Origin of the sequence: Georgenia sp. AZ-5 (genome assembly GCF_043952095.1) — a bacterium.
Lineage (GTDB): Bacteria > Actinomycetota > Actinomycetes > Actinomycetales > Actinomycetaceae > Georgenia.
In genome coordinates, this window is the sequence record NZ_JBINOU010000001.1 from 1,063,013 (window position 1) to 1,077,776 (window position 14,764).

At 74.9% G+C, this 14,764-nt stretch carries 11 protein-coding genes; 7 read left to right on the forward strand and 4 right to left on the reverse strand.

The window, feature by feature from the left end; translation table 11 throughout:
* The first annotated feature begins 208 nt into the window (after positions 1 to 208).
* The 6 genes from ACF0H8_RS05065 (at position 209) to ACF0H8_RS05090 (ending at position 8,451) form a co-directional block, all read left to right on the forward strand.
* Positions 209 to 1,183: a siderophore ABC transporter substrate-binding protein gene (locus ACF0H8_RS05065; RefSeq protein WP_395287897.1), complete on the forward strand. Its 975-nt coding sequence runs from the start codon at positions 209 to 211 to the stop codon at positions 1,181 to 1,183.
* Positions 1,180 to 2,223 (forward strand): ABC transporter permease, encoded by a 1,044-nt coding sequence (locus ACF0H8_RS05070; RefSeq protein ID WP_395287898.1) that lies wholly within the window; start codon positions 1,180 to 1,182, stop codon positions 2,221 to 2,223. The genes ACF0H8_RS05065 and ACF0H8_RS05070 overlap by 4 nt, the downstream gene beginning before the upstream one ends.
* A complete protein-coding gene (locus tag ACF0H8_RS05075) occupies positions 2,213 to 3,217 on the forward strand; it encodes an iron chelate uptake ABC transporter family permease subunit (protein ID WP_395287899.1) in 1,005 nt (334 codons plus the stop codon). Before ACF0H8_RS05070 ends, ACF0H8_RS05075 begins: the two co-directional genes overlap by 11 nt.
* A complete protein-coding gene (locus ACF0H8_RS05080) occupies positions 3,214 to 3,969 on the forward strand; it encodes an ABC transporter ATP-binding protein (protein WP_395287900.1) in 756 nt (251 codons plus the stop codon). The genes ACF0H8_RS05075 and ACF0H8_RS05080 overlap by 4 nt, the downstream gene beginning before the upstream one ends.
* A gap of 231 nt (positions 3,970 to 4,200) precedes the next feature.
* Positions 4,201 to 7,170: an FAD-binding and (Fe-S)-binding domain-containing protein gene (locus tag ACF0H8_RS05085; protein ID WP_395287901.1), complete on the forward strand. Its 2,970-nt coding sequence runs from the start codon at positions 4,201 to 4,203 to the stop codon at positions 7,168 to 7,170.
* Between the two features lie 144 nt (positions 7,171 to 7,314).
* The gene (locus ACF0H8_RS05090; RefSeq protein WP_395287902.1) at positions 7,315 to 8,451 is read left to right on the forward strand and encodes a hypothetical protein; all 1,137 of its coding nucleotides are present in this window, start codon (positions 7,315 to 7,317) and stop codon (positions 8,449 to 8,451) included.
* 46 nt (positions 8,452 to 8,497) lie between these two features.
* On the opposite strand, the gene ACF0H8_RS05095 is transcribed toward ACF0H8_RS05090, so the two are convergent.
* The 3 genes from ACF0H8_RS05095 to ACF0H8_RS05105 all read right to left on the reverse strand — a co-directional run bounded on the left by ACF0H8_RS05095 (position 8,498) and on the right by ACF0H8_RS05105 (position 12,263).
* Positions 8,498 to 9,610 (reverse strand): alpha/beta hydrolase, encoded by a 1,113-nt coding sequence (locus ACF0H8_RS05095; RefSeq protein WP_395287903.1) that lies wholly within the window; start codon positions 9,608 to 9,610, stop codon positions 8,498 to 8,500.
* A gap of 53 nt (positions 9,611 to 9,663) precedes the next feature.
* Positions 9,664 to 10,860: a homoserine O-acetyltransferase gene (locus ACF0H8_RS05100; protein ID WP_395290811.1), complete on the reverse strand. Its 1,197-nt coding sequence runs from the start codon at positions 10,858 to 10,860 to the stop codon at positions 9,664 to 9,666.
* A 62-nt stretch (positions 10,861 to 10,922) separates the two neighbouring features.
* Positions 10,923 to 12,263: a bifunctional o-acetylhomoserine/o-acetylserine sulfhydrylase gene (locus tag ACF0H8_RS05105; RefSeq protein WP_395287904.1), complete on the reverse strand. Its 1,341-nt coding sequence runs from the start codon at positions 12,261 to 12,263 to the stop codon at positions 10,923 to 10,925.
* 424 nt (positions 12,264 to 12,687) lie between these two features.
* On the opposite strand from ACF0H8_RS05105, the gene ACF0H8_RS05110 reads away from it, so the two are divergent.
* On the forward strand, positions 12,688 to 14,118 hold the full coding sequence (locus ACF0H8_RS05110; RefSeq protein ID WP_395287905.1) for an NlpC/P60 family protein: 1,431 nt from the start codon (positions 12,688 to 12,690) through the stop codon (positions 14,116 to 14,118).
* Positions 14,119 to 14,225: 107 nt separating this feature from the next.
* Here ACF0H8_RS05110 and ACF0H8_RS05115 read toward each other — a convergent pair whose 3' ends face one another.
* A complete protein-coding gene (locus ACF0H8_RS05115) occupies positions 14,226 to 14,732 on the reverse strand; it encodes an inorganic diphosphatase (RefSeq protein ID WP_395287906.1) in 507 nt (168 codons plus the stop codon).
* Positions 14,733 to 14,764 lie beyond the last annotated feature (32 nt).

Sequence of the window (14,764 nt, forward strand, 5' to 3'; positions counted from 1 at the left end):
TCCTGGGGCCGGGCCCCCGCACGCCGCCGCGCCGTGTGGACCGTGCGTGCGCCGCCCCGCCGGGCCTTCCGTCTCCGCGTGGATCGGCCGGAGGTCTCTCACCGAAAAGTACTACAACTACTTGACGCCGATGCGTCCGGGCGTGGAACATCGGTTCACGAGTTAGGTACGCCTTCCCTCACGGGACGACCGAGCAACGGGAGCCGAGATGACCATCGCCCACCGTCGTGGCCGTGCAGCCGCCGGGACCGTCGTCGCCCTCATGACGCTCGCCGCGTGCTCGGCCACCGCCGCGTCCCCAGGCGGGAGAACCGAGGGGGCCGCCGAGGAGCCGGGCACGGTGACCGTGGAGCACGCGCAGGGCGCCACCGAGATCCCGGCGGACCCGCAGCGGGTGGTGGTGTTCGACATGGGCACGCTGGACACGCTCGACGCGCTGGGCCTGGGGGAGGAGGTCGTGGGGGTGCCGAAGGCGTCGGTGCCCTCGTTCCTGAGCGAGTACGAGTCGGCGGACCTCGCGGACGTGGGCACCCTGCAGGAGCCGGACCACGAGGCACTGGCCCGGCTGGACCCGGACCTGGTGCTGGTCGGCTTCCGGTCGGCGGCGGCCTATCCGGAGCTGAGCAAGGCCTTCCCCACGGTGGACGTGACCTACGAGTTCACCGAGGGCCTGGCCGGGGCGGAGCGGTCGGCGGCGCTGGTCGGGGAGATCTTCGGCAAGGAGGCCGAGGTCGAGGAGCTGGTGGCGCAGCTCGACGCGCAGGTCGAGGAGATCCGCCCGGCCGGGGAGGCCGCGGGGACCGGGATGGTGCTGCAGACCTCCGGCGGGGAGGTCACGCTCAACGGGGCGGCGTCGCGGTACGGGCCGATCTTCACCGACCTGGGCGTGGCCGAGGCGCGGACCGGCGTGGCGGCCGCGCAGCACGGGGAGGTGGTCTCCTTCGAGCTGATCCGGGATGCCAACCCGGACTGGATCTTCGCCGTGGACCGCGACGCCGCCATCGGGCAGCCCTCGGGGCAGGCCGCGGAGCAGGTGCTGGACAACGAGCTGGTCGCCGCGACCACGGCGTGGCAGACCGGCCAGGTGGTCTACCTCGACGGGGAGCGGTGGTACGTCGTCATGCACGGCCTGAACAACATCCAGGCCATGCTCGACGAGATCGGGAAGGCCCTGGCGTCATGACGACCCTCGCCCCTCCGCGCCGGCGCGCGGCGGTCGTCGCACCGGCGCCGGCAGCGATCAGGACCGGCCGCCTCCTTCGCTCGCCCGCCCTGGCCGGTGCCGTCCTCGTCGTCCTCGCCCTCGGCGTGAGCAGCCTGTTCGTGGGTGTCTCCGAGCTCTCCCTCGCCGATGTCGCGTCCGGCCTGGGCGCGGAGCAGGTGCAGACGCTGGTGGTCTCGCGGGTGCCGCGGACGCTGTCGATCGTGCTGGCGGGCTCGGCGATGGCGGTGGTGGGGCTGGTGATGCAGCTGCTGGTGCGCAACAAGTTCGTGGAGCCCTCCACGGCGGGGACCACGGAGTCGGCGGTGCTGGGCCTGCTGGTGGTGACGATCGTGGCCCCGGGGCTGCCGCTGGTGGGGAAGATGGGCGTGGCGGCGGTGTTCGCGCTGGCGGGGACGGCGTTGTTCCTGGGCATCTTGCGGCGGATCCGGCTGCGTTCGGTGGTCGTGGTGCCGCTGGTGGGTCTGATGCTCTCCGGGGTGGTCGGGGCGGTCTCGACGTTCGTGGCCTACCGCGCGGGCCTGCTCCAGGCGGTCTCGTCCTGGACCACCGGGGACTTCTCCGGCATGGTCCGGGGCCGCTACGAGCTGTTGTGGGTGGTGGGCGCGTGCGCGGTGGTCGCGTACCTGGCGGCGAACCGGTTCACGGTGGCGGGGCTGGGGGAGGAGTTCACCACCAACCTGGGGCTGAGCTACCGGCGGGTGCTGGCCCTGGGGCTGGCGATCGTGGCGGTGACCTCGGCGGTCGTCGTCGTGGTGGTGGGCGCGCTGCCGTTCCTGGGCCTGGTGGTGCCCAACCTGGTGAGCCTGGCGATGGGGGACTATCTGCGCCGGTCGCTGCCGTGGGTGGCGCTGGCCGGGGCGGGGTTCGTGCTGGTGTGCGACCTGATCGGGCGCCTGGTGATCTTCCCGGCGGAGATCCCGATCGGCGTGGTCGTCGGCGTGGTGGGCGCCGGGCTGTTCTTGTACCTGCTGCTGCGGCGGCCCGCCGATGCGCGCTGAGCCGGCGCCGGCCGGTCCGGGGGCGGCGGCGGGCGCGCCCGCGGGCCCCCGGCCGGGGCTGCGGCTGGCGGTGCTGGGCGCGGCCGCGGTGGCCGTGGGGGCCTTCTTCGTCGCGTTCGGGGCGCTGGACGCGTTGGCGCTGATCGGGCCGATGCGCGCGCGGCGGCTGGCGACCATGGTGCTGGTGGGGGTGGCGGTCGCGGTCTCGACGGTGCTGTTCCAGACGGTGACGGAGAACCGGATCCTGACCCCGGCGATCATGGGCTTCGACGCCCTGTACGCGCTGATCCAGACCGGGGCGGTGTTCGCGCTGGGCTCGACGGCGGTGATCGCCGTGGCGCCGGTGGCGCGCTTCGGGCTCGAGGTCGCGGCGATGCTGGTGTTCTCGGCGCTGCTGTTCCGGTGGCTGTTCGGCGGGGCGCGCCGCTCGCTGTACCTGCTGGTGCTGGTGGGGATCGTGTGCGGGACGTTCTTCCGGTCGCTGTCGGCGTTCTGGCAGCGGGTGCTCGACCCCAACGAGTTCCTGGTCGTCCAGGACCGGCTGTTCGCCTCGTTCACCGCGGTCGACCCGGCCCTGCTGGCGGTGTGCGCGGTCGTGGTGGCCGGGGCGTGCGGGTGGGTGTGGACGGCGCGGCGGGAGCTGGACGTGCTGCTGCTGGGCCGGGACAACGCCGCCGCCCTGGGCGTGGACCACCACCGGCGCACCATGGCGGTGCTGGTCGCGTGCGCGCTGCTGGTGTCGGTCTCCACCGCCCTGGTCGGGCCGATCACCTTCTTCGGGCTGCTGGTGGCGAACCTGGCCTACCAGGTCGCCGGCAGCCACCGGCACGCCGTCGTGCTGCCCGCCGCGGCCCTGCTGGCGGTGATCACCCTGGTGGGCGGGCAGGCGGTGCTCGAGCACGTGTTCGGCCTGGACACCGTGCTGTCCGTCATCATCGAGTTCCTGGGAGGCATCGTGTTCATCGCCCTGCTCGTGCGAGGGGCCAAGCGGTGATCGAGACCCACGCGCTGACCAAGCGCTACGGCGCCGCGGTGGTCGTGGACGACGTGTCGTTGTCGCTGCCGGCGGGCGGGGTGACGTCGATCATCGGGGCGAACGGGGCCGGGAAGTCCACCGTGCTGTCCATGATCGCGAGGCTGCTGCGGATGGACGGCGGCACCGTGTCCGTGGACGGGCTGGACGTGGCCCGCACCCCCTCGGCCGAGCTGGCCAGGCGGCTGTCCATCCTGCGCCAGGACAACCACCTGGCGGTGCGCCTGACCGTGCAGGACCTGGTCGCCTTCGGCCGCTACCCGCACACCCGGGGCCGGCTGACGGCCGACGACCGCCGCCACATCGCCGCCGCGATGGACTACCTGGACCTGGGCCCGCTGGCCGGGCGGTTCCTCGACGAGCTCTCCGGCGGGCAGCGCCAGCGCGCGTTCGTGGCCATGGTGCTGTGCCAGGACACCGACTACGTGCTCATGGACGAGCCGCTGAACAACCTGGACATGAAGCACGCGGTGGCCATGATGCGCCTGCTGCGCCGCACCGCCGACGACCTGGGCAAGACCGTCGTCGTCGTCGTGCACGACATCAACTTCGCCTCCTGCTACTCCGACCACATCGTCGCCATGAGGGACGGCAAGGTGCTGTGCCAGGGCGGCCCGGAGGACATCATCACCCCCGAGCGGCTGCGCGCCATCTACGACATGGACGTCACCGTCGAGATCATCGGCGGCCGCCGCATCGGCATCTACTACTGACCGGCCGCGCCCTGTCGACCGCCGGCCAACAAGGGGGGCGCGTGCTGGCAGCCCGCCGGGGCAGGGACCTTCGTCCTTCCTGAGCTCCGCACAGTGATCTCTGACGTCGCGGCATGTGGCTCTCCCGGTGCCGTGGGCGTCGAGCCCCTCCCGCGCCCGGTGCGCTGACCGGGCCGTCCACCCGGCGGAAGGCCCCAGGGGCGGCTGGGTGCCCCGTGCGAGACTGGCCCGGTGAGCACGGTCACCGAGAGCGACGTCGTCGCGGCCCTGCGCCGGGTGGTCGACGGCGAGGTGGACGACTCCACCCGCCGCCGCGCGGAGTACGCCACCGACGCCTCCAACTACCGGGTGCCCCCGCGCGTCGTCGTCGCCCCCCAGGACGCGGACGACGCCCTCGCGACGCTCGACGTCGCGCGCCGGCTCGGCGTGCCCGTCACCGCTCGCGGCGGCGGGACCTCCGTGGCCGGCAACGCCGTCGGGACCGGCCTCGTGCTCGACTTCTCCCGGCACATGAACGAGATCCTCAGCCTCGACCCCGAGGCGCGCACCGCCGTCGTCCAGCCCGGCGTGGTGATGTCCAGCCTGCAGGCGGTCGCCGCCCCGCACGGCCTGCGCTTCGGCCCCGACCCCTCCACCCAGAACCGGGCCACCCTGGGCGGGATGATCGGCAACAACGCCTGCGGCCCGCACGCCGTGGCGTACGGGCGCACCGCCGACAACGTCCTCGCGCTGGACGTGGTCGACGGCCTCGGCCGCCGCTTCGCCGCCGGCGCCGGTGACGGCGCGCTGGAGACTGTGCCGGGCCTCGAGGGGCTCGTCCGCGGCAACCTCGCCACCATCCGCACCGCCCTGGGCCGCTTCGGCCGGCAGGTCTCCGGCTACTCCCTCGAGCACCTGCTGCCCGAGCACGGCCAGGACCTCGCCAAGATGCTGGTGGGCACCGAGGGCACCCTGGTCACCATCCTCCAGGCCACCGTCCGGCTGGTGCCCGTGCCCACGGCGCCCGTGGTGGTGGCGCTCGGGTACCCGGACATGGCGACCGCTGCCGACGCCGTCCCCGCGCTGCTGGCCCACCGGCCGCTGGCCGTGGAGGGCATGGACGCCCGGCTGGTCGAGGTGGTCCGCCGCCACCGCGGCCCCGGCGCGGTCCCCGAGCTGCCCGACGGCGCGGGCTGGCTGCTGGTGGAGGTCGGCGCCGAGGAGGGCGAGTCCGACGCCGACGTCCTCGCCCGGGCCCGGGCGCTGGCCGCCGACGGCGGCACCTCCGCGGCAACGGTGGTCCCGGCCGGCGAGCAGGCCGCCGCGCTGTGGCGCATCCGCGCGGACGGCGCCGGACTGGGCGGGCGCACCCCGGCGGGCGAGCCCGCGTGGCCGGGCTGGGAGGACGCCGCCGTCCCGCCCGAGCGGCTCGGGGACTACCTGCGCGACTTCACCGCCCTGATGCGTGACCGCGGCGTCGACGGCCTGCTCTACGGGCACTTCGGGGACGGCTGCGTCCACGTGCGCCTGGACCTGCCGCTGGAGACCCCGGCGGGCATCGGCCCCTCGCGGGAGTTCCTCGAGGCCAGCGCGGACCTGGTGGCCGCCTACGGCGGGTCGCTCTCGGGCGAGCACGGCGACGGCCGCGCCCGCTCGGAGCTGCTGGGGCGCATGTACGCCCCCGAGGTGCTCGACCTCTTCGGCCAGGTCAAGGCCCTCTTCGACCCGGAGAACCACCTCAACCCGGGCGTCGTCGTCGACCCGCGCCCGCTCGACGCGGACCTGCGCCGGCCCTTTGCGCGGCCCACGCCGGCCCGGCGCGGCTTCGCCTTCGCCGAGGACGGCGGGGACTTCGCCACCGCCGTGCACCGGTGCACCGGCGTGGGCAAGTGCCGCGCCGACACCTCCGGCGCCGGCGGCTTCATGTGCCCGAGCTACCGGGCCACGAAGGACGAGAAGGACGTCACCCGCGGCCGGGCCCGGGTGCTCCAGGAGCTCACCAACGGCTCCCTGGTCACGTCGTGGGACTCCGACGCGGTGCGCGACTCCCTCGACCTGTGCCTGAGCTGCAAGGCCTGCTCCGCCGACTGCCCCGCCGGGGTGGACATGGCGAAGTACAAGTCCGAGGTGCTGCACCGGAAGTACGCGGGCAAGCTGCGGCCGCTCAACCACTACGCGCTCGGGCAGCTGCCGCGCTGGACGCGGCTGCTCACCGCCGTCCCGCCGCTGGCCAGGCTGGCCAACACCGTCCTGCGGGCCCGGCCCCTCGCGCAGGCCGTGCTGTGGGCCGGCGGCATGGACCGACGCCGCGAGATGGTCACCTTCGCGGAGGAGACCTTCTCCGCGTGGTGGGCGAAGCGTGACGACGGCGGCAGCCGGGCGGCCGGGACGGGCGACGCCCCGGCGGCGGACGGCACGGGCCCGGCGCCCGCGACCGGCTACGCCGTCGGCGCGGCCACCGCGGATGACGGCGGCGCCGCGGCGGCCGGCGCCGAGACGCCCCGCTTCGTCGTCCTGTGGGCCGACACGTTCTCCGACACCCTCGACACCGCGGGCGCCCGCGCCGCCGTCAGCGTCCTCGAGGGCGCCGGGTACACCGTCATCGTCCCGGACGAGCACGCCTGCTGCGGCCTGACGTGGATCTCCACCGGCCAGCTCGACGGCGCCAAGAAGCGCCTGACGCACCTGCTCGGGGTGCTCGCCCCGTACGCCGCCAACGGCATCCCGGTGGTCGGCGTCGAGCCCAGCTGCACCGCGGTGCTGCGCTCGGACATGGTGGACCTGCTGCCGGACGACCCGCGCGCCCCCATGCTGGCGGCCGGCACGTACACCCTCGCCGAGCTGCTCACCGCCCCGGCCCCGCTGGGCCCGGGCCAGGACTGGCTGCCGCCGTCGCTGGAGGGCGTCGAGGTGGTGGCCCAGCCGCACTGCCACCACCACTCCGTCATGGGCTGGGACGCCGACGCCGCCCTGCTCACCCGGGCCGGCGCGAAGGTCACCCAGCTGGCCGGCTGCTGCGGGCTGGCCGGGAACTTCGGCATGGAGGCCGGGCACTACGAGACCTCTGTGGCCGTCGCCGAGAACGCGCTGCTGCCCGCGCTGCGGGAGGCGGGCGCGCAGGCCGTGTACCTGGCGGACGGGTACTCCTGCCGCACCCAGGCCGACCAGCTCGCCGGCCGCCACGGCGTGCACCTCGCCCAGCTGCTGCTCGGGGCGCGGTAGCGGGCGGGGAGCCGGCGACGCCGCCGCCCGCCCCGGCCGCGGCCGGCGGCGGGCGCGGACCCGCGGCGGCGCGCTCCCGCACGACCGTGAGATGATGGGGACAGAACCCATCCGGTAATCGCGAGACAGTCAGGTGTACGTCGTATGCCGTTCTTCGAGTTCGACGAGGGGCGCCTCGTGCCCGCCCAGTTCGGGCGCCCGGTGGCGGACGACATCGACCCCGACCTGCTGCACGCCGTGCGCGCGCAGGTCCTCGAGCTCGTGCAGCTGCCGCTGTTCCCGGTCTCCTGGCACGACGTCCCGCCGGGCGGCGGCCAGGCGGCGCCGCGCCTGACGGCGATGGACGCCTCGGGGCAGGTGGTGACCGTGGAGGTGGTCGAGCGGCTCGACCCGGCCGCGCTCGTCACCGCGCTCGCCCGGTCCGCGCGCAACGCCGAGCTCGACTGGACGACGCTCGGCGAGCTCTACCCCCGCGGCACCGGCGCATTCCGCCGGGACTGGAACGCCTTCCGCGAGTCCATGCCGCCGCGGCCGGCCCCCGGCCCCCGGCTGATCGTCGTCGCCGGCGCGGTGGACCCGGCCGTGCGGCCCGCGCTGGAGGGCCTCACCGGCGCGGGGGTGGCGGTGCACGAGCTCTCGGTCCGGCAGACGTCTAGCGGGCGGCAGTTCCTCGAGATCAGCGAGCTGCGCCCGCACCGGGCGGTCCCCAGCGGCACCGTGCTCATGGGCCGGACGGTCCAGCACCCCGAGCTCCCGGCGCGGCCGGCCGCCGAGCCCGCCGAGCCCGCCGAGCCGGCCGAGCCGGCTGCGCCGGGCGAGCGCGCACCGAAGGATGCCGGCCGGCCCGCCGGCCCCGGACACGCCCACATCGGCGAGGTCGAGCGGCGGGAGTCCGCGCCGGCCGGCGGCGACCCGGACGACGTCGAGGACACCGTGCCGGTCAGGGCCGCCGCGCCCTCGGACGGCGTGGTGGGCGACGACGCCGCCGACCTCGCGCTCATCGCCCGCGCCCTGGGCGGGGACACTCCGCTGACCTGGGTGCAGCTGCGGCGGGGGGTGCGCCACGACGCCACGCTCACCGCCGACGGGCTGGTCCGGCTCACCGACGGGGCCGCCTTCGACGACCCAGACCTGGCCGCAGCGACCGTCTCGGGCCGCGAGGGCGTGGACGGCTGGCACGTCTGGCGCTTCGGCGAGGCCGGGCCGACCCTGGACGAGGCACGCCACGAGCTGGTCTCGGCGGGCGGGCGCTCCGCCGGGCACGGCCGCCGGCAGGCCTGACCACGGGCGGCCCGGCCGCCGGGTTCTTCCCGCGTCTCCGCGCGCCCTACCGGAGGACGTACGCCCGCGACCACCGCCGAAGCTCGGCGTAGACCCGGCCGCGCACGGCGCGCGCGGACAGCGTGATGTCGTGGATGGCGCCGTCGAAGCGGGCCACGGTCACCAGCGGCCCAAGCTGCAGGGCGCGGCGGCGGATCTGCTCGACGTCGAGCACCGTGTCCGCCTCGCGCATGCCCGCGCTCCACCGCGTGGCGAAGAGCGTGCGGCCCGACGTCATCACCAGGACCGGACAGCTGATCTGCAGCCCCTCCGCCACCTGCGCGTGCCCGGCGAGCACGGCGGAGAGCCAGCCCGGCCGTATGGGCGGGCTGGGGGAGATGCGCCAGACGGCCTCGGGCGCCCACCCCACCACGAACGGGTCGTCGTCCTCCCCCTCGGGCGCAGGCCCGTCGGCCTCCGTCCAGCCCATGAGGGTGCGGTGGTAGAAGCCCGGGTCCGACGTCGGGATGACGGCCTTCGGCTGCAGCCGCGCCAGGCTCCCGATGATCGGCTGCGAGACCGCGCGCAGGAATGGCGAGCCCTGCAGCTCCAGCCAGGGCGAGTTGAGCACGAGCGCCCGCAGCGCGCCGGGGTGACGGTGCGCCCACAGCGCCGCGGTCAGGCCGCCGGTGGAGTGACCCATGAGCACGACGTCGGTGCCCACCCCGAGCTCGGCGCGCACCACCCGCAGAGCCGCGTGGAGGTCCTCGTCGTAGGTGGACAGGCCGGTGACGTACCCCCGGGTCTGGTGCTCACGCAGGGACCGGCCGTACTTGCGCAGGTCGAGGGCGTAGAAGGCGCCCCCCAGCGCCGACCACTGGCGGGCGAGCTCGCGGTGGTGGAAGTAGTCGTTCCAGCCGTGCAGGTACAGCACGGCGAACGTCGGCGAGGACGGCGTGCCCGGCAGGGCGCCGGGGTCGTCGGCGGGCACGTGGCGCACGAGCGTCGCGACGACCTCGCCCTCGTCGTCGTCGAGCAACGGCAGCGTGCGCGCCTGGAAGCCGGCGCCCAGCACGTCGTCCGCCCACCGGTCGGCCGGCGGCGCGGGCGGGAACTCGACGACCTCCTCCGGGACGGCGGTCTCGACGGGCGGTGCTGATTCGGACCTCTTCCGCGCCATGTGCCCATCATGCCCTGCCCCGCCGACGCGCGGCCTGCCCGCCCCGCGCTACCTCAGCGCCACGCCCGCGCGGGGGAGAGGCTGCGGAGGAACCGGCCCAGCGTCGCGGCGACCTGGTCGTGCTCCACGAGGAAGCCGTCGTGGCCGTGGTCGGAGCGCACGTAGGCCACCGGCCCGCTGCGTGGGACGGCAGCCGCGATCCGCTCGGACTCGGCGGGGAAGAACAGCCTGTCCGAGTCGACCGCCACCACGAGGGTCTCGGCCTGCACCTGAGCCAGCGCGGCCTCCACGCCGCCGCGGTCGCGGCCGACGTCGTGGGTGATCATCGTCTGGGTCAGCGTCACGTAGCTGCCGGCGTCGAAGCGCAGCGCCAGCTTGTGGGCGTGATGGTCCAAGTAGGACTGCACGGCGTACCGCCCGCCGCTGAGCGGCTCCTCGGCCTGCTGCGGCAGGCGGCCGAACCGCGCGTCCAGCTCCGCCGGGCTGCGATAGGTGGTGTGCGCGATCTGCCGGGCCAGGCCCATCCCGGCGTGCGGCCCCTGCCCCGGACCCGCGCCGTAGTAGTCACCGCCGCGCCACGCCGGGTCCAGCCGGATCGCGGCGAGCTGCGCGTGGGCCCACGCGATCTGCTCCGCGCTGCCCTGCGCCCCGGAGGCGACGACGGCGATCGCCTCCACCCGCTCCGGCGCCATGATCGCCCACTCGAGCACGCGGTGGCCGCCCATCGACGCGCCGACCACCAGGCGCCAGCGCTCGATGCCCAGCAGGTCGGTCAGCTCGATCTCGGCCGCCACCTGGTCGCGCACGGTCAGGACGGGGAACCGCGAGCCCCAGGGGCTGCCGTCCGGCGCGGCGGAGGAGGGCCCGGTGGAGCCCTGGCACCCGCCGAGCACGTTGGGCGCCACGACGAAGTAGCGGTCGGTGTCGATGGCGCGGCCGGGCCCGACCACCTGCCCCCACCAGCCGCTCTCCGGGGCCTCGCTGGGGTGGGCGGTCACGTGCGAGTCGCCGGTGAGGGCGTGCAGCACGAGGACCGCGTTGTCGCCGGCCTCGTTCAGCTCGCCCCACGTCTCGTACGCGAGACGCACGGCCGGCAGGCGCCCGCCCGCCTCCAGCGGCAGGGCGCCGACGTCGACGAACTGACGGAAGCCGGGGTCGTCCCCCTCCCGCCACGCGCCGGACGCGGGGATGGCCGCGGTGTCGACGGCGTGACGGGCGTGCCGGGCGGGCGGGGAGGGCTGGCCCGGCACGCCCGCCGCCGCGGGCGCGGCCGGGTGGCCGGCCGCGCCCCGCGTCGCGTCGTCGTGCACGCTCACGCGCCAGCGTTCGCGGCCGGCTCCGCGGTGAAGGAGGCGGCGGCCGCGAGGCCGAGGCGCAGGTCGGCGATGATGTCCTCGACGTTCTCGATGCCGACCGCCAGCCGCACCAGCCCGGGGTTGACGCCGGCCGCCTCCAGCTCGGCCGGGCCCAGCTGCGAGTGGGTGGTCGAGGCCGGGTGGATCACGAGCGACCGGACGTCGCCGATGTTGGCCACGTTCGAGTGCAGCTTCAGGGCGTCGACGAAGGCCAGGCCGGCCGCGTAGCCGCCGGCCAGCTCGAAGGCGAGCACCGCGCCGGCGCCCTTGGGGGCGTACTTCCGCGCCCGGTCGTGCCAGGGGGAGGAGGCCAGGCCGGCGTAGGCGACCCGCGTGACCTGCTCCTCGCCCTCGAGGAACTCGGCCACCCGCTGGGCGTTGGCGACGTGCAGCTCGATGCGCAGGGAGAGGGTCTCCAGGCCCTGGCCGATGAGGAAGGCGTTGAAGGGGGAGATGGACGGGCCGAGGTCGCGCAGGAGCTGCACGCGCGCCTTGAGGATGAACGCCGGCGCGCCCAGGTCCTTGTACTTCAGCCCGTTGTAGCTCGGGTCGGGCGTGTTGTAGTTCGGGAACCGCCCCGGGTCGGCCGACCAGTCGAACGTGCCGCCGTCGACGATCACGCCGCCCACCGAGGTCCCGTGGCCCCCGAGGTACTTGGTGGCCGAGTGCACCACGATGTCCGCCCCGTGCTCCAGCGGGCGGATCAGGTACGGGGTGGCGATGGTGTTGTCCACGACGAGCGGCACGCCCAGCTCGTGCGCGACGGCGGCGACGCCCTCGATGTCCAGCACGTCGGACTTCGGGTTGGAGATGGTCTCGCCGAAGAACAGCTTGGTGTTCTCCCGCGCGGCGGCCCGCCAGGACTCCGGGTCGTCGGGGTCCGCCACGAACGTGGTGGTGATGCCGTACTTCGCCAGGGTGTGCTGCAGCAGGTTGAACGTGCCGCCGTACAGGCTCGGGCTGGCGACCACGTGGTCGCCGGCCTCGGCGATGTTGAGGATCGCGAGGGTCTCGGCCGCCTGGCCGGAGGCCAGCAGCAGCCCGCCGATGCCGCCCTCGAGGGCGGCGATGCGGTTCTCGACGGCCTCCTGCGTGGGGTTGTTGATGCGGGTGTAGATCGGGCCGGTCTCCGCCAGGGCGAAGCGGCCCGCGGCCTGCGCGGCGTCGGCGAAGACGTAGGAAGTGGTCTGGTAGATCGGCAGGGCCCGCGCGCCGGTGGCCGCGTCGGGGGCCTGGCCGGCGTGGATCTGCAGGGTCTCGAAGGCCCAGGTCCCCTGCGGGGCGGTCTCGTTGCTCATGGTGGCTCCTTCGTGGTGGAGCGGGCCGACGAGCCGCGGCGGTGCGGTCCCGTCAGCCCGCGAGGGGCTGGGCGGTGACGTGCACGTCCGCCGGTGGTGCCGGCGCCCGGCCCCGCGGCGGCGGAGGCGGGCACGCCGAACGTGCGCGTCAGCGGCACATTCGGCACAGGAACATGTCGGCGACCCTAGAAGTGGCCGCTCTTTCCGGAAACCCGCGTCTCAGGGCACGAGACGCCGGCCCCGTCGCGTCCGGATGCCGGACGGCGCCCGAGCCGGCGTGTTACGGATGTGACTGAAGTTCTCAAAGGTGCAGGTGTTTTCATTTCCGCCGCGGTCCGATACCGTCGTGGAGGCGCCATTTCCCGGCGTCAATCCCGACACGCCGTTCGGCGGTCCGGGCAGGCCAGAGCAAGACGGAGGCACGGTGACGGACTCTCCCCGGCGCGGCAGGCGCGCGATCGCCTCGATCGCGGCCCTCACCCTCGGTGGCACCCTCATCTCGTCCGCGGCCGCCGCGGCGCCCGGCGACGGCGAGGGGATCGCCGCGCTCGAGGTCCAGATCGCGCAGGTCGCGGCCCAGGCGCAGGAGGCCGTGATCGGCTCCCAGCTCGCCAACGAGGACTACCTCCAGTCGCAGGTCGACCTGGAGGCCGCCACCCAGGCGGCGGCGCAGGCGCAGGCCGAGGCCGAGGCGGCCGCGGCCGAGCTCGAGGAGGCGCGGCGCCAGCTCGGTCAGGTCGCCCTCGCGATGTACCGCGACGGCGCGGGGGGCCTCTCCCAGATCACGCCGTACCTCTCTGCCGAGAGCTTCGGCGACGCGATGGCCCGCACCACCACGCTGAACCGCCTGGGCGCGCACGCCGACTCCGAGGTGCAGAGCTTCGAGGCCGTGCAGCAGGTCGCCACCACGCTGCAGGAGCGCGCCGAGCAGGCCGTGGCGACCCAGGAGGCGGCCACGGAGCAGCTCGGCGCGGCCGCCCAGACGGCGGAGGCCACCGCCTCCGCCGCCCAGACGCAGCTCGCCGTGTCCACCGAGCGCAGGGACCAGCTGATCGCCGAGCTCGCGGCGGAGCGCGACACCTCGGTCGAGGAGGAGCGCGCGCGTCAGGACGCCATCGACGCCGAGCGGCAGACCCGGCAGGAGGCCGCCGCGCAGGCGGAGGCGCTCGCCGCCGCGGAGCAGGGCCAGGCGACGGCCGCCCCGGCGCCGAGCGGTGGCGCGACCCCCACGCCCAGCCCGGCCCCCTCCGCGTCCGCCCCGTCGACCCCGGCGCCCTCCGCTTCCGCCCCGTCGACCCCGGCGCCGTCCACGCCCGCACCCGCGCCGTCCACGCCCGCACCCGCGCCGTCCACGTCCACGCCCGCTCCCGCCCCGGCTCCCGCGCCGCCGGCCCCCGCTCCCGCGCCGCCCGCCCCCGCGCCGGCCGCCCCGGCGCCGAAGCCCGCCCCGGCTCCCGAGCCCAAGCCGGCCTACGTGCCGCCCGTGAAGACGTCGGCGGCGCAGACGGCGATCGCGTGGGCTCGCACGCAGATCGGCAAGCCCTACGGCTGGGGCGCGACCGGGCCGAACGCCTACGACTGCTCGGGCCTCACCATGCGCGCCTACCAGCAGGCCGGCATCTCGCTGCCGCGCACGAGCAAGCAGCAGTACAACGCCGGCACCCGCATCCCGCTCGACCAGGTCCAGCCCGGGGACCTCGTGTTCTGGTCGAACAACGGCTCGGCCTCGGGCATCTACCACCTCGCCATCTACAGCGGTAACGGGATGCGAATCCAGGCGCCATACACGGGCGCGGCCGTGCAGGAGGTGAAGATGTACTACGCGAACATCATGCCCTTCGCCGTGCGGCTCTGACCGACCGCCGCAGGCGTCGAAAGGCCCCGCCGTCCTTCGACGGCGGGGCCTTTCGTCACCCGCGGGCCGACCGCGCACCCATCCGGGAGGCGGTCAGCGGCGGGGCGTCAGTGCTTGGCGTGGTCGTAGTAGCCGGTCGCCCTGGCGCGCTCGAGAGACTTGCGGATCTCCGCCTCGGCCTCCTCGCGGCCCACCCAGTGCGCGCCCTCGACGGACTTGCCGGGCTCGAGGTCCTTGTAGACCTCGAAGAAGTGCTGGATCTCCAGCCGGTGGAACTCGCTGACGTCGTCGATCTCCGTGCGCCACGACGCGCGCTGGTCGGCGGCGGGGACGCACAGCACCTTGTCGTCGCCGCCGGCCTCGTCGCGCATGCGGAACATGCCCAGCGCCCGGCACCGGATCAGGCAGCCGGGGAACGTCGGCTCCTCGAGCAGCACGAGGGCGTCCAGCGGGTCGCCGTCCTCGCCGAGCGTGCCCTCGATGAACCCGTAGTCGTCGGGGTAGCGCGTGGAGGTGAACAGCATGCGGTCGAGGCGGATGCGGCCCGTCTCGTGGTCCACCTCGTACTTGTTGCGGTTCCCCTTGGGGATCTCGATCGTGACGTCGAACTCCACGGCTTCCCTTCTTCCGCCCCCTCGCGGCGTCG

Coding starts and splice junctions, on each gene's coding strand:
- ACF0H8_RS05065 (WP_395287897.1), top strand. CDS start 209: ATGACCATCGCCCACCGTCGTGGCCGTGCAGCCGCCGGGACCGTCGTC.
- ACF0H8_RS05070 (WP_395287898.1), top strand. CDS start 1,180: ATGACGACCCTCGCCCCTCCGCGCCGGCGCGCGGCGGTCGTCGCACCG.
- ACF0H8_RS05075 (WP_395287899.1), top strand. CDS start 2,213: ATGCGCGCTGAGCCGGCGCCGGCCGGTCCGGGGGCGGCGGCGGGCGCG.
- ACF0H8_RS05090 (WP_395287902.1), top strand. CDS start 7,315: ATGCCGTTCTTCGAGTTCGACGAGGGGCGCCTCGTGCCCGCCCAGTTC.
- ACF0H8_RS05095 (WP_395287903.1), bottom strand. CDS start 9,610: ATGGCGCGGAAGAGGTCCGAATCAGCACCGCCCGTCGAGACCGCCGTC.
- ACF0H8_RS05105 (WP_395287904.1), bottom strand. CDS start 12,263: ATGAGCAACGAGACCGCCCCGCAGGGGACCTGGGCCTTCGAGACCCTG.